Source organism: Stenotrophomonas sp. NPDC077659, assembly GCF_050268705.1.
Classification (GTDB): Bacteria; Pseudomonadota; Gammaproteobacteria; order Xanthomonadales; family Xanthomonadaceae; genus Stenotrophomonas.
This window is the reverse complement of record NZ_JBNNHG010000020.1, coordinates 16,750-35,379: the sequence shown is the minus strand read 5'-3', so window position 1 is coordinate 35,379 and position 18,630 is coordinate 16,750. Positions and strand designations below refer to the sequence as shown.

General features: G+C 67.9%; 9 protein-coding genes and 1 riboswitch. Of the genes, 3 read left to right on the top strand and 6 right to left on the bottom strand.

Translation table 11 applies throughout. The features are described 5' to 3' along the window. Positions 1-63: 63 nt before the first annotated feature. The 4 genes from ACQKDV_RS05090 to ACQKDV_RS05075 form a co-directional block, all read right to left on the bottom strand. Complete coding sequence (locus tag ACQKDV_RS05090) at positions 64-636, bottom strand: manganese efflux pump MntP family protein (protein ID WP_427782699.1); 573 nt, start codon at positions 634-636, stop codon at positions 64-66. An 89-nt stretch (positions 637-725) separates the two neighbouring features. After that, positions 726-815, bottom strand: a riboswitch (yybP-ykoY riboswitch). A gap of 181 nt (positions 816-996) precedes the next feature. Further along, positions 997-2,142: a hypothetical protein gene (locus ACQKDV_RS05085; RefSeq protein WP_427782698.1), complete on the bottom strand. Its 1,146-nt coding sequence runs from the start codon at positions 2,140-2,142 to the stop codon at positions 997-999. A gap of 228 nt (positions 2,143-2,370) precedes the next feature. Further along, positions 2,371-5,823, bottom strand: coding sequence for a hybrid sensor histidine kinase/response regulator (locus ACQKDV_RS05080; RefSeq protein ID WP_427782697.1), 3,453 nt, complete (start codon positions 5,821-5,823; stop codon positions 2,371-2,373). A 147-nt stretch (positions 5,824-5,970) separates the two neighbouring features. Continuing rightward, positions 5,971-8,118 carry a S46 family peptidase gene (locus tag ACQKDV_RS05075; protein WP_427782696.1) on the bottom strand — a complete coding sequence of 716 codons (2,148 nt, stop codon included), beginning with the start codon at positions 8,116-8,118 and terminating at the stop codon, positions 5,971-5,973. Positions 8,119-8,263: 145 nt separating this feature from the next. On the opposite strand from ACQKDV_RS05075, the gene ACQKDV_RS05070 reads away from it, so the two are divergent. From ACQKDV_RS05070 to ACQKDV_RS05060, 3 genes are read left to right on the top strand one after another with little or no spacing between them, the layout of a single operon-like run. Continuing rightward, positions 8,264-9,952: an Hsp70 family protein gene (locus ACQKDV_RS05070; protein ID WP_427782695.1), complete on the top strand. Its 1,689-nt coding sequence runs from the start codon at positions 8,264-8,266 to the stop codon at positions 9,950-9,952. After that, positions 9,949-11,313: a J domain-containing protein gene (locus ACQKDV_RS05065; RefSeq protein WP_427782694.1), complete on the top strand. Its 1,365-nt coding sequence runs from the start codon at positions 9,949-9,951 to the stop codon at positions 11,311-11,313. The genes ACQKDV_RS05070 and ACQKDV_RS05065 overlap by 4 nt, the downstream gene beginning before the upstream one ends. 8 nt (positions 11,314-11,321) lie before the next feature. Further along, positions 11,322-12,632 (top strand): hypothetical protein, encoded by a 1,311-nt coding sequence (locus ACQKDV_RS05060; RefSeq protein ID WP_427782693.1) that lies wholly within the window; start codon positions 11,322-11,324, stop codon positions 12,630-12,632. A 133-nt stretch (positions 12,633-12,765) separates the two neighbouring features. Here the strand turns inward: ACQKDV_RS05060 and ACQKDV_RS05055 are convergent, their stop codons facing one another. Together ACQKDV_RS05055 and ACQKDV_RS05050 are read right to left on the bottom strand one after the other, a co-directional pair. Next, positions 12,766-16,626 carry a translocation/assembly module TamB domain-containing protein gene (locus ACQKDV_RS05055; protein WP_427782692.1) on the bottom strand — a complete coding sequence of 1,287 codons (3,861 nt, stop codon included), beginning with the start codon at positions 16,624-16,626 and terminating at the stop codon, positions 12,766-12,768. Continuing rightward, on the bottom strand, positions 16,623-18,419 hold the full coding sequence (locus ACQKDV_RS05050; protein WP_427782691.1) for an autotransporter assembly complex protein TamA: 1,797 nt from the start codon (positions 18,417-18,419) through the stop codon (positions 16,623-16,625). The genes ACQKDV_RS05055 and ACQKDV_RS05050 overlap by 4 nt, the downstream gene beginning before the upstream one ends. Between the last annotated feature and the right edge of the window lie 211 nt (positions 18,420-18,630).

The following is an 18,630-nucleotide window of genomic DNA, read 5'->3' as shown; positions in this document are numbered from 1 at the left end:
ATTTCGCCCGAGGCCCGCGCTACGCGCGTGAGCCGAGCGCAGGCTCGGCTCTACAGCTACGTCTTACGCCACGCCGTGCAGGTGTTCGTACAGGATCGTCGAACCAATGATCACCAGAATCACGCCGCCAATGATCTCGGCACGCTTGCCGACCATGCTGCCCAGCACACGTCCGAGCATGATGCCAGCAGTGACCATGGTCAGCGTACACAGGCCGATGACCGCAGCCATCACACCAATATGCACGTCCATGAAGGCCAGGCCGATGCCCACGGCCATTGCGTCGATGCTGGTGGCGAAACCGGTCAATGCCAGCTTCCAGAAGCCGTGGTGCTGCGAGGGATCGTCTTCTTCGCCGCTGTCCGGGCGCACGCCGTTGTAGATCATGTGGAGGCCGAGCGCGGCCAGCAGGCCGAAGGCGATCCAGTGGTCGAAGGCTTCCACGTACTGCAGAGCGGCGCGGCCGAGCAGCCAGCCGATGATGGGCGTGATCGCCTCGATGACACCGAAGATGATGCCAGCGCGAAGTGCATCGCGGAACACCGGCTTGCGCATGGCCGCACCCTTGCCGATCGCAGCAGCGAAGGCATCGGTGGACATGGCGAAGCCGATCAGGAGGATTGAAACAGGAGACATTGGCGGCTGCTGGAGGTCGGGCAAGGACGGACGCACGGCTCGCGCTCGCGCCCAACCTGACGTTGCGCGCGCGGGCCGCTGGTCTCGCCAACCATCATGGTTGTCCACGCCACGGCGCACTGGCCGAGTATGTTGACGTGGACGATTCCTGCGCAGGAATCCGGCTACTCCCCAAGGGGACGCGAAGCTTAGCATCGTGATCTGCGCGTGGTGCATTTCCGGGTAAACGCGCAGGCCGGGCTGGTTTGTATAGCGAATGCTATATCGGCGGGAAAGGCGGGCGCGCAGCGCGCGTGAGCCGAGCGCAGGCTCGGCTCTACATCAGTTTCCGTATCCTGGCGCTACCCTGAATCCCGCCGCTCAGCCGGTCCACCACTGCGAGCGCTGGCCGTGATAGTCGACGATGCCCACCAGTTCGTGCCCCGCGCCATCGCGACGATGCAGCAGGCGCCAGCGGCCTCGCCCGGACGCGCCCTCGATGTTGATGTCGCTGGCGGTGTAGCGATGTCCGTTGACGATGACCGGATGCCCATTCACGCGTCCATGGGCGAGGTCCTCGCTGATCTTGCGCAGATCGCGGTGGGTTACGCCGTTGCGGGCCATGCCAGCCAGTTGCTCCAGCAACGTCGTTCCCCACCGCACGGTCACTCCGGACGGGGCAGCAGGTGCCGCGGGCGTGGGCAACGGCGCCCCCTCGCGCGCCGGTCGCGCGGTCGCTTGATGGCGGCGGCGCACCTGCACCACCTCGCCGGTTTCGAACGTGCCTGCGGGCGTCGGCCCGGTATCGGCTGCAGCCGCGTGGAGAACTTCCGCCGCCGCCTCGTCCGCACGCTGCGGTGACGATCGGACTTCCACCCGCCACTCGCGGTCCAGGCAGCGCACATCGAAGTCCGCGCCATCCTGCAGCAGGCGGTTGACTTCGTCCAGCCGCATGAAGGCCGCGCCACTGTTGCGCAGTACCGGGCCCGGCAGGCGTCCGGCGGCCAGCAGCGCGTCGACCTCGGGCTTGATGGCATCGTCCACGGCCGCCAGATAGATGCCCTGATGCTGCAGGCCTGCGATCAGCAGCAACGCCGAATCCGCACAATGGGTGATGTAGAACACGCCCAGCGCACGCTCCATCTGCGTACTCAATAGCAGCCCATGCGCTCGGCACACGGTCTGCAGCGCGTCCATGGCCTCGGCGACCCGGCGCGTCACGATCGCGTGCTGCACGCCCACCGCCACCACATCATCGAACGTGAGGCCCCGTTGCTGGATGACCCGGCGCATCTCCGGGTGCTGGTTGAGGTAATCCCAGCGTTCGCGGTGTTCCCGGGTCAACTGCTCGTTGTCCACCCGGCCGCCCACCGCAAAGGCGGCCAGGCCCATGCCGAAGGCGCTGCCGTCAAGCAGGCTTGCAGTGGGCGTGAACACACTGGCCAGTGCCGCCACCAGCGCGCCGGTAGCAGCCCCCACCGTCAATGCCAGCGGCAGTGCAGCAGGGTCCTGCAGGCGGCAGTTCAACACGCTCCGCAGGGACGCGGCGAACGCACGCGGCGCGGGAGCCGGAGCGGGCGGACGCCATGCATGGGCAGATGCCGGGGGTAGCGCTGCCGCCGGATCGGTCGGGGGCACAGGCGGCATGGAACGTTCTCCATCGGACGGGACCTGCCACTATCGGCGTCTGTCACCGGCATTGACCATTCAACAATTCTGAAAAGTGCCTGCCCCCGCAGCGGCCTGCACCCGCGATCAGCTGCTTCCCGCATCCCGCAGCGCGCCCAGGAAGGCGCGCAGCGAGGCCGGCTTGATCGGCTTGGTCAGCACGCGGTAGCCGCGTTCACGTGCCATCCGCTTCAGTTCATCGCGGCCGTCAGCGGTCAGCAGCGCACCGGGCAACGGGTAACCGGCGGCTTCGCGCAGCGCCACCAGCGCATCCAGGCCATCCATGCGGTCGTGCAGGTGGTAATCCACCAGCATCACCTGTGGCTGCTCGGCCACCTTTTCCAGCGCCTGGTCGACGGTCGATGCAGTGATCACCTGCACCTGCCAACGGCCCAGCAGCGCGCGCATGCCGTCCAGGATCTCCTCGTCGTTGTCCACGCACAGCACGCGCAGGCCAGCCAGCGAATCACTGTGCACCGGTGGCGCGGCGGCCTGGGCGGGCAGCAGGGGCTCGCTGTAGCCGGGCAGCGGCGCAACGCGCGGCAGGATGATCGAGAACATCGACCCGCTGCCAACCCGGCTGCGGGCATTGAGGCGGTGATCGAGCAGGCGCGAGATGCGCTGGCAGATCGACAGGCCCAGGCCCAGCCCCTGCTCGCCCCAGTCGAAGGGCTGCTGGTAGCGATGGAACTCATCGAAGATCTGCCGCATGTGGTGCTCGGGAATGCCCGGGCCGGTGTCCCACACCTGCAGTTCCACTTCGTCGCCGCGCTGGCGCACGGCCAGCACGATGCGGCCCTGGCGCGTGTAGCGCAGCGCATTGGCCAGGAAGTTCTGCAGCACGCGGCGCAGCAGGCGGCGGTCACTGCGCACCCAGGTGGTACGCGCGAACAGGTCCAGGCGCAACCCACGGCCGGCCGCCACCGGCGTGTACTGCGCAGCCAGTTCGCGCATCAGCGCACTCACGTCGAACTCGCCGATCACCGGGTGCAGGCCGCCGGCATCCAGCCGGGACACGTCCAGCAGGCCGTCCAGCAGCTCTTCGGCCGCACGCAGCGAGGCATCCACGCGTTCGGCCAGATGCTTCTGCTCGTCGCTCACATGGTCGCTGTCACGCAGTGCCGAGGCGAACAGGCGCGCGGCGTTCAGCGGCTGCAGCACGTCGTGGCTGATCGCCGCCAGGAAGCGGGTCTTGGACTGCTGCGCGACTTCCGCCTCATGCGAACGCTCGGCCACGCGCTGTTCCAGTGTTTCATTGGCTTCCAGCAGCGCCTTTTCCGCATGCTTGTAGTCGGTGATGTCGTTATAGCTGGTCACGTAGCCGCCGCCAGGCAGTGCCTGGCCGCGCATCTCGATCACCTTGCCGTCGCTGCGGGTGCGCTCGAACACGTGCGGTGAACCGGCGCGCATGTAGCCGATGCGGCGGTTGATCTGCACTTCGATATCACCCTCGCCCAGTTCACCGCGTTCGGCGTTGTAACGGATCAGATCGGCCACCGGCCGGCCCACGTACAGCATGCCGTCGGGGTAGCCGAACATGTCCTGGTAGCGGCGGTTCCACGCGGTCAGGCGCATGTCCGGGTCGACCACGCTGACCCCCGCGCTGATGTTTTCCAGCGTGGTGGACAGGATCTCGCGGTTGAAGCGCAGCTCCTGCCCTGCTTCGTCCAGCACCGCCACCACCTCGCCCAGGTCCATGCCCGAGCCGCGCAGCAGGCTGGTCAGCAGCAGGCGCGCAGAGGCGGCACCGATCGAGGCGGCCAGCAGGCGCTCGGTGAACTGCACCCATGGGCGGTCCGCCGGTGCCGACGACTGCAGTTCGCGGTCCAGCGACTGCGCCTGTTCGTAGAAGGAACGTCGCGCATGGCGCTCGCCGACCACGCGCGAGGCCAGCGCCAGCAGATCGCCCACGTGCACATGGCCCGGCCAGCCGCCGGCCACCGAAGGCCGCTCGGCATAGGGATCGAGGAAGGGCGCGGCACGCAGGCGCTCGTCCACGCCGGGACGCCAGCGCGCGGACACCAGCATCATCGTGGCCGCGTTCACCAGCAACGACCAGAACGTGCCGTGGGTGAGCGGGTCCCAGCCGGTCATGCCGAACAGCTGCTGCGGGCGCAGCCACGCCACGCCGAACGGTCCATGCTGCACCCAGGTCGCGTCGACCCAGCCGGCCATGGTCATTGCCGGCAGCAGCAGGGTGTACATCCAGGTGGCAAAACCCAGCACCATGCCGGCCTCGACGCCCAGGCGGCTGGCACCGCGCCAGTAAAGTCCGCCGATCAGGCCCGGCGCGAACTGCGCCACGGCCGCGAAGGCCATCAGGCCATACGAGGCCAGGGTGCTGTCATTGCTGCTGCTGCGGTAGTAGCTGTAGGCCATCAGCGCCAATAGCAGGATCGCCATACGGCGGATCCACAACACGCGCGAGGCCATGTCGGCGGCTTCCTGGTGGTCGCCGCTGCGGCGCAGCAGCACCGGCATCACCAGGTCGTTGCTGACCATGGTGGCCAGCGCGATGGAGGCCACGATGACCATGCCGGTCGCCGCCGAGAACCCGCCCACGTAGGCGATCAGCGCCAGCGCGTTGCGGCCTTCGGCCAGCGGCAGGGCCAGCACCATCGCATCGTCGGCAACACTGCCGCCGGTACCGAACAGGGTGACGCCCGCGGTGGCGATCGGCAGCACCATCGCCGAGATCAGCACCAGGTAGCCGCCGAACATCCAGCGCGCGCGGCGCACATCGCGCACGTCGCCGCACTCGACCACCGCCACATGAAACTGCCGCGGCAGGCAGATGATGGCCAGGAAACTGAGCAGCGTCTGCGAGATGAAACCCACCGGCGGCAGGCCGGTGAACAGGGTATGCACCGACTGCACCACCGCATCGGTGCGGTTGCTCAGCCACAGGTAGGCAAACACACCCACCGCCAGCATCGCCAGCAGCTTGATGACCGATTCGAAGGCGATGGCCAGCATCATGCCGTGATGGTGCTCGGTGGCATCCACCTGGCGGGTGCCAAAAAGGGTCGCAAACAGGGCCATCAGCAGCGCCACATACAGCGCCGGGTCGGTGAAGAAGCCGGTGGGGCCGGTGTTGCCGGTCAGCACCTGCAGGCTCATCGCCACCGCTTTGTACTGCAGGGCCAGGTACGGAACGATGCCGATCAGGGCGATGATCGCCACCAGCGCGGCCAGCCGCCGCGAGCGGCCGAAGCGCGAGGAGATGAAGTCGGCGATGGACACCACGTTCTGGCTGCGCGCCACCAGCGCCAGGCGCTCGATGATGCGCCAGCCGAACAGCAGCATCAGCAGTGGGCCGATGTAGATCGGCAGGTAGCCGATGCCATGGCGCACCGCGGTACCGACCGCACCGTAGAAGGTCCACGACGAGCAGTACACCGCCAGGGCGAGGCTGTAGACGACCGGCCGCAACCAGGGCCGGTCGGGGTACATCGGCCGACGGTCGCCCCACCAGGCCACGCCGAACAGCAGCGCGGCATAGGCAACCGAGACCAGCAGCAGGATCCAGCTGGAGACCACGCGCGCGTTTCCGTCAGGACAGGGGCCAGTAGATCACGACCGTTGGGCATTCTGGTAGGTCACGACCGTTGGTCGTGACAGGGGTGTCCGTGCCCACCAACGGTGGGCACCTACCGGGAATCAATGGGCACCCACCAGCAACCGGCGTTATTCCGCCGGCACGCCCATTTCCTTCAGCAGCTCCGGCGCCGGGTAGACCTTGGCCAGCAGCCAGCGCAGGTAGCGCATGTCCACGTGCACGGCACGCTTGAAGCGCGGGTCGAACCACCAGCTGGCGCTGACCGATTCCCAGTTGCTGTCGAAGTTCAGGCCGATCAGTTCGCCCTTGGCATTGAGCACCGGCGAGCCGGAATTGCCGCCGGTGGTGTCCAGGTTGGTCAGGAAGTTGACCGTCTGGGTCTTCAGCACCGGGTCGGCGGTGCTGCCGAAATCGCCCTTGGCAATCGCTGCCAGCAGCGGCTTGGGTGCATCGAACGGGTAGGCGTTGGTGTTCTTCTCGACGATGCCGGCCACCGTGGTCACCGGCGCGTAGGTCACGCCGTCACGCGGGTGCAGTGCTTCCACCTTGCCGTAGCTGATGCGCAGGGTGCGGTTGGCATCGGGGTAGACCGCGCGGCCCTGCTTGGCACGCCAGGCAAACAGCGCCTGCATGTAGGCCGGGCGCAGGCGCAGCTGCTCGCCTTCGCGGGTCTTGCTCTCGTTCTCGATGCGCAGCTGCGCAGCCACCAGCGGGCCGGCCACGGCGATCAGCGGATCGGCCGCCAGGGCCTTGCCTTCGCGGGCGGCGGCGAAGCGGGACAGGCGCTGTGCCTCGTCACCCAGCTGGGTGCCGGCGTACAGGCTGTCCAGCGCCTTGGCCAGCTGCGCGGGGGTGCGCCCGAAGGCGGCATCGAACTCGGCCACGCGCTGCGCGTCCGGCAGCTGCTGGTATCGGGTCAGCAGGCTCGTCAGCAGGGCCTTCTCCACGTCCGGCGCGTAGCGGCGCTGTACCTGCTTCAGCACGCCCTCGATCATCGCCTGGTCGCGCTGCTGGTAGCCCGTCTCGCGCTGCGCGTCCGGCTTGGCCGATTCGATGCGCAGGCGTTCCAGCAGCAGCGCCGAACGCAGCAGCTGGGTCTGCAGGGCCATCTGGTCCAGCAGCAGGTCACGCTCGCCCACGGCCGCACCCTGCGACAGGTTGGCCAGCAGCGCCTTGATGTCGGCCTGGTAGCGGCGGTCGGTGGCGGCCAGCATGGCGCTTTCGTCGGCCGCACGCTGGGCCTTGGCATCGCTGCGCAGCAGGCCTTCCAGTTCACCGGCAGCGCGCTTGCGGTTGTTCTTCAGCGACTGCAGCTGCGAGGCGTAGCGGGTGCGTGCCTGCGCATCATTGGCGCTGGCCGCTTCGATGGTGTCGATCATCTGCTGGAACACCGATACGCGGCGCGGCAGCACGGTGTCGATCTGGCCGGCGAATTCGGCCGCGGTGCGGTGGCGGTAGGTGATGCCCGGGTAGCCGGCCAGCATCGCGTAATCGCCTTCCTTCGGGCCTTGCACCGACATCTGCAGGTGCGCCGGCGCCTGGTAGGGCACGTTGTCCTTGCTGTAGGCGGCCGGCTTGCCATCCTTGCCGACGTAGGCGCGAAGGAGGGTGAAATCGCCGGTGTGGCGCGGCCACATGAAGTTGTCGATCTCATCGCCGTAGTTGCCGATCGCGCGCGGCGGCGCGTAGACCAGGCGCACGTCGCTCAGTTCCAGTTGGGCGATGCGGTAGAAATCGGTGCCGTAGTACATGTTGGCCACCGAACAGCGCACGCTGCCGTCCTTCTCGCACTCGGCCACGATCTGCTTGCTGGCCGCATCGACGGCATCAAAGTAGGCACGGCCGGTCTTGCCCTTGGCCTGGGCCAGCACCTGGTCGGTCACCTTGTCGAAGCCGACGGTGACCAGCACGCGGAAATCCGGGTTGGCCGGGCGCTCGTCGGCGCGGCCCTGGGCGATGAAGCCATCGTTGATGAGGTTGTGCTCGGGCGAGCTGTTGTACTGGATCACGCCCATCGCCACGTGGTGGTTGGTCAGCAGCAGGCCATCGGCGGAAACGAACGAGGCCGTGCCACCGCCGGCACGCACGACCGCGCTCAGCGGCGGTGCGGTGACGTTGGCCAGCTCGGCCGGGTTGCCCTTGAAACCGGCCGCCTTCAGCGGCTTGGCCAGCTCCGGCAGCTGGGTCGGCATCCACATGCCTTCATCGGCGTGGGCGCCTGCGGCGAGGGTCAGGCCCAGGGCCAGGGCGGCAGGAAGAGTTTTGCGGGCAGACATCGGCGTTTCCGGCAGTACAGAACAGCCCGGGACCATAGCCGCTGGGGGCGGGCGGGGCAACGGCCGATGGTTGGGGGTGGCGCGTTCATCGGCCACGTTCACGCCCTACAATCGGCGTTCCATCACATGCAGTCAGGGAAGCAGCATGATCGTCGGTATCGACCTGGGCACCACCCATTCGCTGGTGGGCATCTACGAGGCAGGCGGCGGTCGGCTGTTCCCCAACGCACATGGCGAGCTGCTGACGCCCTCGGTGGTCAGCCTGGCCGATGGCGCGGTGCTGGTCGGGCAGCCGGCCCGCGACCGCCTGGTCAGCCATCCGGCCCACAGCGTGGCCAACTTCAAGCGCTGGATGGGCACCGACCGGCAGACCCGCCTGGGAAACCGCAGCTTCCGCCCCGAGGAGCTGTCGGCGCTGGTGCTGCGCTCGTTGCTGGCCGATGCCGAGGCCGCGCTGGGGCAGAAGGTGGAAGAGGCGGTGATCAGCGTACCGGCGTACTTCTCCGATGCGCAGCGCAAGGCCACGCGCACGGCCGGCGAACTGGCCGGTGTCCGTGTCGAACGCCTGATCAACGAACCCACTGCAGCGGCGCTGGCCTATGGCCTGCAGCAGCGCGAGGGCGAAGGCCGGGTGCTGGTGCTGGACCTGGGCGGCGGCACCTTCGATGTATCGATCCTGGAACTGTTCGACGGCGTGGTCGAAGTGCATGCCAGTGCCGGTGACAACTTCCTGGGCGGCGAGGATTTCTCGCGCGTGCTGCTCGATGCCCTGCTGGCCGACCAGCGGCTGGACCTGGCCACGCTGGCCGACAGCGAGAAGGCGCAGCTGCTGCGCCATCTGGAACGCTTCAAGCGCGAGCTGGGCCACAGCGGCAACCACACGCTGGAGCTGGCCCTGGGCGAGCGCCAGCTGCGCTGGGAACTGGACGAAGCCGGTTTTGCCCAGCTGTGCGAACCCCTGCTGCAGCGCATGCGCGGCCCGATCGAGCGCGCCATCCGTGATGCGCGCCTGCAGCCGGACGCGCTGGACGACATCGTGCTGGTGGGCGGTGCAGTACGCATGCCGATGGTCAGCCGCCTGGTCACCCGCATGTTCGGCCGGCTGCCGCTGCGCCATGTCCATCCGGACCACGCCATCGCCCTGGGCGCCACCGTCGCCGCCGGCCTGAAGGCACGCGACGAGGCCCTGCGCGAAGTGGTGCTGACCGACGTCTGCCCCTACACGCTGGGTACCCAGGTATCGCGCCGCACCGCCGATGGGCAGTCGCGCGGTGGCTACTTCCATCCCATCATCCAGCGCAACAGCGTGGTGCCGGTCAGTCGCGAAGACCGCTTCTTTCCCATCCTGGAGAGCCAGCGCGAGGTCCTGATCGACATCTACCAGGGCGAGAGCCCGACCGTGGACCGCAACATCAAGCTGGGGGAGCTGCGCGTGCCGCTGACCCATCGCGGTCCGTTGGAAGAGCGCGGCATCACCACCCGCTTCACCTACGACATCAATGGCCTGCTGCAGGTGGAAGTCACCGAGGATGCCAGCGGCCTGCGCCATGAACTGATCCTGGAACAGAACCCGGGCCTGCTGTCGGCCGAGGAGATCAAGCAGCGCCTGGCCGCCCTGCAGGACCTGAAGATCCACCCGCGCGATACCCAGCAGAACCTGGCCGTAGTGGCCCGCGCCGAGCGCCTGTACGAGGAATTCATCCACCACCGCGACACGCTGCAGGGCTGGCTGATGAAGTTCCGCCACGCACTGGACGGCCAGGACGTGCACCACATCGAGCAGCAGCGCCGCGAACTGTCGCAGGCGCTGGACATGCTGGAGCGCGATGCATGAGTTGGGGCCTGGAGCTGCTGGAGCTGGACCAGGACGCCGACGAACGTGCGATCAAGCGCGCCTACGCGCAGCGCCTGCGGGTCACTCGCCCCGACGATGACCCGGTCGCGTTCCAGCAGCTGCATGAGGCCTACCAGGCCGCGCTGGCATGGGCGAAGGATCGCGACCCGCAGGACGCAGCGTGGCCCGGCGGCGAACCGGACGCGCCGCTGCAATCCTCAGCGTCGGCGGTCGAACCCGTGCAATCTACTGCTGGCATGGACGTGGAAGCCATTGCTGACCGCATCCTCGCCGAAGCCGTACAGCAGCAGCCGGAAGCGCTGCAGGCGTGGCTGGCACAACAGCCGGAACTGTGGTCGCTGCAGTGGAAGCCGCGGATCGGCGATGCCCTGCTGGAAGCGTTGTTCTGCAGTGCCGAGCCGATGCAGCCTGACAACGTTGATCTGCTGGCCGAAGTGTTCGGCTGGGACGAGATCGGCAGCAGCGTGGACCCTTATGCACTGGATGCGCAGCGCATGCAGATGCACCGTCGCTGGATCGTGCAGCCAGGCAACCACCACCGCCTGGCCGAGCTGCTGCAGCGCTGCGACCTGCCCAACCCGCCGGCAACGGCCCGCGCGCACATGGCCTGGCTGTCGCGTCCGTGGAATCACTGGCAGGCACTGCTCACCTCCGTGTCACCCCGGCGCGGGCGCGACCTCAACCAGACCCTGGACGCACTGGGCATCGATGACGCCGATCAGGTTCCGGCACCGCTGCAGGTGCGGCAGGTCGCGTTCTGGCGCGAGATCGGCGCGGTGCACCGCTTGAACCGCGAGCGGCTCCTGCAGGGCCTGCTGCGCGGCGTCGCGTGCGCGGTCATCGCCGCGCTGCTGGTGCTGGCGGTGGGCGTGCTGGGCCGGCTTGCCACGGATGACAGCGCTGCCGGCATCCATCCGATCGCCACCTACGCACGGGTAGCGTTGTACGCCGGGCTGGGGCTGACGCTGCTGGGCGCGGTCGCCCCCATCGTGCAGACGTTCCTGCACTGGCAGGTGCAGGACGAGCACCTGTCCCGATCACCGCGGGTGGCACTGCTGCCGGTGCCGCTGCTGGTGGCCGTGTCGGCGATGATGATGCACGGGTGGAACCTGCGTTCGGCGGGCACCCTGCTTGCGTGGCCGGTGCTGGGCCTGGCGGTCTGGCGCTGGTGGCGACGCAGCCAGCTGGAAATCCACTTCAACGGGTGGATGCTGCTGGCCATGCTGCCCTTCGTGAAGCTGCTGATGCTGGGCATGCTGCATGCCGAACTGGCGCTGGTGGCCGCCTTGGTGTTCTGGGGCTGGGACGTCTGGCGCAATGTGCTGGGCCGGCGCGGGTGAGTGACTGGATGCAGCGCCTCGGCCTGGATGCCGATGCCGACGAACGCACCATCAAGCGCGCCTATGCAACGCAGCTGCGGCTGACGCGGCCCGAAGATGATCCGGTGGCATTCCAGCAGCTGCACGCTGCCTACCAGGCCGCACTGGCGCAGCTGGGCGGGGATGCAACGCGGCCAGCGGCCGACGACGCGCCACCGGCACCGACGGACGACGTGGACCACGATGCCATCGCCGCGCAGCTGCTGGCCGTGGCCGGCCGCCGCGATACGGCACTGCTGCAGCAGGCCCTGCAGCAGCAACCGGAGCTGTGGTCACTGCGCGGCAAGCATCACATCGGCCACGCCCTGCTGCAGCGGCTGGTGACGCACGAACCGGCCCTGCCACGCATCACCTTCGATGCACTCGCCGAATGCTTCGGCTGGGATGACCCCGTGCAGGGCATGGACCTGCACTGGCTGGATGCCGTGGCGCGCCGCTGCGAACAACACTGGCTGCTGTCACCTGCCGGTGCGCCGGCACTGGCGAGGCGGTACTCGGAGATCAGCGAGACGCTGTTGGTGCCCGGCAGCGATGTGCTTCCCAGCCTGCGCGAGCACCGCCCGGCCTGGCGCAACCTGCTGAGTACGCTGCAGCCGTCGCGCGCGCACCAGGCGATCAGCCTGCTGGCAGCGCTGGGCTACTGGCACGACCTGCGCCTGCCACCGGGTCTGGATGCAGGCCAGGTGGCGTTCTGGTCGCGCTTCGGCCGCGAGGGCGATGCCATCCATTGGCAGGCCGGTGGCCTGCGGGCCCTGCTGGTCGCGCTGGTCCTCGGGCTGCTCTGTACCTGGGCCGTAGTCGCCAGCTGGCCGCTGCCGGCCTCGGAAGATGGCGCGCTGGAGGGCGGCCAGCGCGCGGCGCTGATGATCGCGGCTGCCGTGCTGCTGGCCCCTGGCCTGTGGCTGGCAACCCGATCGATACGTGCGCTCATTCGCTGGCAATCACTGCCGGAGCACGTTCCCGCCTTCCTGCCGGGATTGCGCATCCTGACGGTTCCACTGGCGGTTGCTGCGGTGATGGGTGCCTTCCATCTCACGCTGTTGAATACCACCGGGGATCCATTCACCGCGCTGCTCGTGCTGCCCATGGCCAGCGCGGGGGTGCTGAGCATGGCTGGCCAGCGCTTCGTGCAGCGCTGTGCGCCAGCCGGGCAGAAGGCCTGGGGTGCCGGCATGATGATCGCCATCGTGCTGATCGTGCCTGCGCTGGTCATGGCCCTGGTCTACTGGGCAAAGGACCTGTACGTCCACCGCGGCGAGCTGCGCTGGTTCAACCGCTGAGGGGTCGGATCCCTTTCAACGAAAGGGCTCCGACCCCGATCTGATGCCCCGGCGCAGCCACGCATGGCGTGGCTCTACTTCCCGCCGGGGGTCGGATCCCTTTGCACCGCAAAGGGCTCTGACCCCGACCAGATCATTTCTCGCGACGCCAGTTCAGCGAACCACGGTTTTCCACCGTGCTCGATTCCACTTCCACGTCGAAGCCGCGGCGCAGCAGGTACTTCAGGGTCAGCACCGAACCGGCGCCGACCATCGATACGCCGTAGCCGACGTACAGCTTGGGCGAGATGTACTTGCCAAACCCGATCACCGAACCGCCCAGCGCGCGCGACTGGCTCACGCCGGCATCGTCCAGGCCCAGCTTGGCACCCAGCTGCGAGGCCAGCAGCCCGCTGCCGGCCGACAGCGCCGCCGAAGCCGCGTTGACCTGCTGGGTCTGGTCGCTGCTGGCATTGGTCAGGCTGCGGCCCAGCACCAGGTAGGCCAGCGCTTCGGACTGCGACATCGCCGGATCGGACCACACATCCGCACGCGGCTGCTGTGCGCGGCCGGTCACGTCGATGCCGGCGGTGACATCGCCGATGCGGCGCTCGGCGCGGATGTTGATGCGCGGATCGGAGACCGCGTTGTAGTTCCAGTTGAGGTTGCCGCGGGTGATGGTCAGGTCCTGGCCATAGGCCTTGTAGCGGCCGCTCACCTCAAGCCCGCCGTTGGCGGTCATCTCACGGCCGGGCTTGGCCCAGACCTGCATCTTGCCGGTCAGCCCGCCCTTCAGGCCAAAGCCGGTCATCTTCACCTTGTCGCCCAGGCTCACGGTCAGGTCCATGTCCAGCGGCGAGGTGCGCGACTCTTCCGGGTCGGCCGGGTCCAGCACCACCACGTCCTCGGACACCGAGGTGCCACGGTCCAGGCGTTCCAGGTCGATGTCGGCCTCGGGCACGGTGACAGTGCCGCGCAGCTCCATCGCCGCCTTGGCCAGGGTGAAATCGAGGTTGGGGTTGGCGACGATGCGCAGTTCGCTGGTGTTGGACACCAGCACGTTCTCGCCGTGGATCTTCAGCTGCAGCGGCTGCGCATCGCCGAACCAGGACAGGCCACCGTCGACATACAGCGTGCCCTGGCCCGAATTGGCCTGGGCGGTGATCTTGGCCGAACCATCGGGCTGGGCGACAAAGCTGCCCTTGCCCTGGTCGAAGGTCAGGCCCAGCGCCGGGAACTCACCCTTGAAGTTGCTCAGCGTCGCATCGCCGCCCAGCGACGGCTGGCCACGCGTGCCGCGCAGGCTCACGTGACCCTCGATCAGGCCGGTGGGGCGCACGATGTCCGGCGAGAACAGCTCCAGCCAGTACAGCCGCGACATGTTGAGATAGAGCTCGCCATTCAACGGCGCACTGGCCTCCCAGCCGGTCTGCATCTTCGCATCGACGAAGCCGTTGCCCTGGAAGCCCATGCCCAGGTAGCCCTTGATGCTGGCCGGGGTCATGTCCAGCTTCAGCGAGAACTGGTCGTAGCGCACCAGCTCACCGCGGGTGGTGTCGGTGCCGATGCTGCGCAGCTCGCCCAGGCGCACGCCGCCTTCCTTCGAGCGCACTTCCACGTGGCCTTCCCAGGCATTGGCGCGCGGGCGGATCTGCGCATCCAGGCTGACATCACCGCGCAGGTAGATGCGACGGCCGGACTGCGGTGGCAGCCACGGCTGCACCAGTGACAGCGGCAGCGCATCACTGCGCACCACCACGCCCTGACGCGGCCAGTTGGCCTGCGCACACAGCGCGCCATTTCCGGTGGTGGTCAGGCAGGCCTCGGACAACGTGTACGTGCTGCCATTGATCGCAAACGCCGCCGGTGCACGCAGCGACCACGCATCGCCCTTCACCGGTGCGATGCGCAGCGTGGCCAGTTCACCACGCCACTGCGTACCCTGCTGGCGCACGCGGCCCTGCAGCTCGATGGCACCCATCTCGTTGTGGGTCTGTGCGGCCAGGCGCAGGTTGGAAACGCTGCCCTGCGCGTCCACGTTCAGCCGCTCCAGCAGCATGCCGACGTTGACCTGCTGGCCCTGCACCGCCAGCGTACCGCTGTCGCCACGCCACGGCAGGTGGCCCTTGATGCTCAAGCTTTCGGCGCCGTAGCCATCCCAGTTGAGGTTGTTGCCGACCAGGTCGGCGGTGATGTCCGGCGCATCACGCGGGCCCCCCACCTGCACCTGGCCGCGCAGGCCACCATCGGCACCAGGCAGCAGGTCGCTCAACTGCAGCGGCTCAAAGCGCGCATCGATGTCGAGGCGGTCACCCACCTTGCCCGACGCGGTCACCCGGCTGCTGCCGACGGTCAGCTTCAGTTCGCCCTGGCCCTGCTCGCCCTGCAGGGCGAACTTCCCTTGGGCGTCGACGTTGCGCTGGCGCAGCGTGCCCTTCAGCGAGGGCAGGTCCACCGTGGCCTGCAGCGTGCCGGCGGTGCCCGCTGGCGCGTTGGCCGGCGGTGGCAGCTGCTGGCCATTGGAAGCGAAGTTGCCGGACAGGCGACCGTTCCAGCCGGGCGCGAAATAGCCGGGATCGAAATCCTTCAGCGTGGCCTTGGCATCCCAGTCCAGCTGCGGCGCCCACGCCACCTGGCCTTCCACCTGCAGTTCACCGCCCGGGGTCTGTGCCTGCAGCTGATGGATCTGCGCCGCCTTGTCATTGCCGCGTACATCGAAGCGCAGCTGTGCCTTCTGTTCCTCGCGCTGCACGTCTGCCCGGCCGATCGCCGCCCACGCCTGCAGCGTGCCGGCCAGGCCGAAGCGTGCTTCCTTCAGCGTCACCGGTACCGGCGCGCTGCCGGCGGTGTTCGGGTCCGGCGCCGGCACCCAGGTCAGGTTCTGCGCCACCACCGAGAAATCCAGTGTCTGCCGGTCCTGCTGGCTGAAATCGGCGGTGCCCTGCAGGCGTGCTTCGCCGCCCAGGCCCTTCACCACCAGCGGCGAGACTTTCAGCACCTGGTCCTGCAGCGAAACCACCGACGGTGCCAGTTCCAGTTCCTGCTCACCCTGCTTCACGCGGCCATGCAGGTGGGCGTTGCCGCCCTTGCCCGCCGCAGTGAAATCCAGCGCCAGCGGCGCGATGCCCGAGGTGGCCAGCGCCGGCGACAGCAGCGCCAGATCCAGCTCGTCGCTGCGTACGGTGGCATTCCAGGTCGGGTCGGTGCGGCCGTCGAACACCAGCATTGCCTTCAGCGGCTGCGGTGCGCGACCGGCCACGCCCACCTCCATGTGCGCCAGATTGCCGCGCGCGACCAGGCCCAGGCTGGCGGCGGTACGCCCACGCGGTGCCGGCAGCACGGCAGTCACGGTCACGTCGGTGTCGTAGTCCTTGGCCGGGATGTAGCGGCCCTGGGCGGTGAAGTTGCCCATGTCGCTGTCCACGACCAGCGTCCGCGCCTGGAATTCGCCGTTGGCGATCTCGATGCCACCGCGCACACGCGCGATGTCGATCACCGGTTCGTTGGCCTGGCTGATACGGAACCCGTCGATGGCGATGGCATCGGCCTGGATGGCCAGTGGCATCTCGATCTGCGGCAGCGAGTCGGGCCACGACGGCAGCGTGAACGGCTCATCGCTCTTGGCCAGGTTGAGCGTGGCGTTGGTCAGTTCCAGCCTGTCCAGCAGCAGCTTGCGGCCCAGCAGCGGGCGCAGGTCCGGCTCCAGGTGCGCGCGCTCGGCGTGGAAATGGATGTCGTCGTAGCGGAAATCGACGTTGTACAGGGTCAGCGGGCCGGCGACGGGGCCCTCCACCTTGTCCCAGGTAAAACTGGCACCGACCGGCAGCCGCGCCACCACCTGCGCCAGCAGCACATCGCGGCCGGCTACGGTCTGCAGCAGCCAGTACACCGCCAGCAGGGCCAGCAGCACCAGGCCCAGCACGCCCACGCCCGACCACGCCCAGAAGCGGCGGCGGCGGTAGAAACGCACGCGCGGCGGCGGCGGGGTGCGGGTGTCCGGGGTCTGCGCGCTCACAGGTCCGCTCCGATGTTCAGGTACAGCTGGAACTGCGAATCCGGGTTGTTCAGGCCATGCGCGATGTCCACGCGCACCGGGCCCACCGGCGATTTCCAGCGCACGCCGAAGCCCACGCCGGTGTGCAGGTCGATGGTGTTGTCGAACGCGCTGCCGGTGTCGACGAACACCGCTGCGCCCCACGGGCCGCCGTTGAAGTAATGCTCGTACTCGGCCGAACCGACCACCAGGTTCTTCGCACCGAGCGCGTATTTGTCCGGCGCCGGCGTACGCGGGCCCACCTCGCGGAACGCGTAACCCCGGATGCTGCGGTCACCACCGGCGAAATAGCGCAGGCTCGGCGGCATCGCCACCAGATCGCTGGTCCAGGTGGTGCCGCCCTCACCGCGCAGGATCAGGCGGTCGCTCTGCCCCACCGGGATATACCAGCGCAGCACGGCATTGGCCTGCACGAAGCTGGTATCCGAACCGGCGCCCTCGATGCCGCCGCGCAGGGTGGCGGTGCCGCTGATGCCGCTGCGCGGGAACAGTGGATCATCGACGTTGACGTAGTCGGCCACCAGCTGCGGGTAGACCAGCGTGGAGGTGTTGTAGACCGCGTTGGTGAACTCGGTGCCCGAGGCATAGCGCCAGCGCTCGCGCAGGGCGTTCATCGAGGCGATGGCGGTCCAGTGCTCGTTGATCTGCCCGCTGCGGCTGGCGATCAGCTTGAAGTTGCGCAGGTCGATGTAATCGGTCTGTTCGTCGTAGGCGCTGGCGGTGAAGCCGTACCAGCCATCAAGCCACTTGAACGCCGGCACGCGGTAGGTGCTGGTCAGGCTCTTGCGCTTCTGCGCATAGTCCAGCTGGGTGTTCATCTTGTGGCCGCGGCTGTTCACGTAGCGGCGCTCGATACCACCGCGCACACCCGCGCCACTCTCGCTGCCGTAGCTCAGGCCCGAGGTATAGATGGTGCGCTTGGCCCGGGTCAGCTTCACGTCCACCGGCACCTCGCCGTTCTCGTCGGCCTGGTCCGGCCGCGGCTGGATGTCGATCACGCTGAAGTAATCGAGCTTGGTCAGCGATTCTCGCAGGCGGTCCAGCTTGCCTTCGTGGAAATAGCTGCCCTGTTCCCAGTACACCAACGGGTCGAACAGTTTGTCGACAAAGTAGTCCTGCTCGAAGGTCACCGGGCCCATGTTGTAGCGGCGGCCGCTGTCCCAGGTCAGGTCGATATCGGCCGCGTTTTCCGCGCGGGTGATCTGCACCTGGCGCTGGGTGTAGTCGGCGTCGAAATAGCCGCGCTCGGCCAGGCGCCGGGTGATGGTGATCTTGCTGGCTTCGTACTGCGTGTGCTCGAAGCGCTGGCCCTTGCGCGGTTTGAACGCAGCGATGTCGTCCTGCAGGTACTGGTCGTACATTGCCGGGCCGGTGATGTCGATGTGCTCGCGGCGCACCCGCACCGGCTCGCCCTTCTCCACCCGTATATGCACCTGCACGCGCTCGTCCTGGCGGGGTGCTTCCACGGTGATCACCGGATTGTAGTAACCGAATGGTTCCAGCGCCTCGCGGGTCTGCCGCTCGGCCTGCGACAGCAGGTATTCCAGCCGCGACTCGCCTTGTTCCTTGCCGATGGTGTCGTACAGCGACAGCGATTCCTGGATGTTCTCGATGATCGCGGCGTCGTCGCCCTTGTCCAGTCCGTTGATGTCCACCTTGTCGATGGTGCCGCGCGCATGGACCACGGACGTGGTGGCCAGGGTCAGGACCATCAGCGGGAGGGCGTATTTCTTTGGCTGCATGCCGCACAGCATACCGACCGCGCGTGACGATGCGAAATGCAGCGCGCGAATGGGGATCGGTTGTTAAGTGGCAGTCAAAATACGCATCTTTGTGCGCGTTATCCGCACGAAAAACGGTAGTGGCGGGGGCGGGGCGGGCAGCCATGATATTGACGGCCCCGGGCGGGCCAAACCAGAGAAGACCCACCCCCAGATACAACCCAAGCGGGGGGGGGGGGATCCC

Coding starts and splice junctions, on each gene's coding strand:
- ACQKDV_RS05090 (WP_427782699.1), bottom strand. CDS start 636: ATGTCTCCTGTTTCAATCCTCCTGATCGGCTTCGCCATGTCCACCGAT.
- ACQKDV_RS05075 (WP_427782696.1), bottom strand. CDS start 8,118: ATGTCTGCCCGCAAAACTCTTCCTGCCGCCCTGGCCCTGGGCCTGACC.
- ACQKDV_RS05070 (WP_427782695.1), top strand. CDS start 8,264: ATGATCGTCGGTATCGACCTGGGCACCACCCATTCGCTGGTGGGCATC.
- ACQKDV_RS05065 (WP_427782694.1), top strand. CDS start 9,949: ATGAGTTGGGGCCTGGAGCTGCTGGAGCTGGACCAGGACGCCGACGAA.
- ACQKDV_RS05060 (WP_427782693.1), top strand. CDS start 11,322: ATGCAGCGCCTCGGCCTGGATGCCGATGCCGACGAACGCACCATCAAG.
- ACQKDV_RS05050 (WP_427782691.1), bottom strand. CDS start 18,419: ATGCTGTGCGGCATGCAGCCAAAGAAATACGCCCTCCCGCTGATGGTC.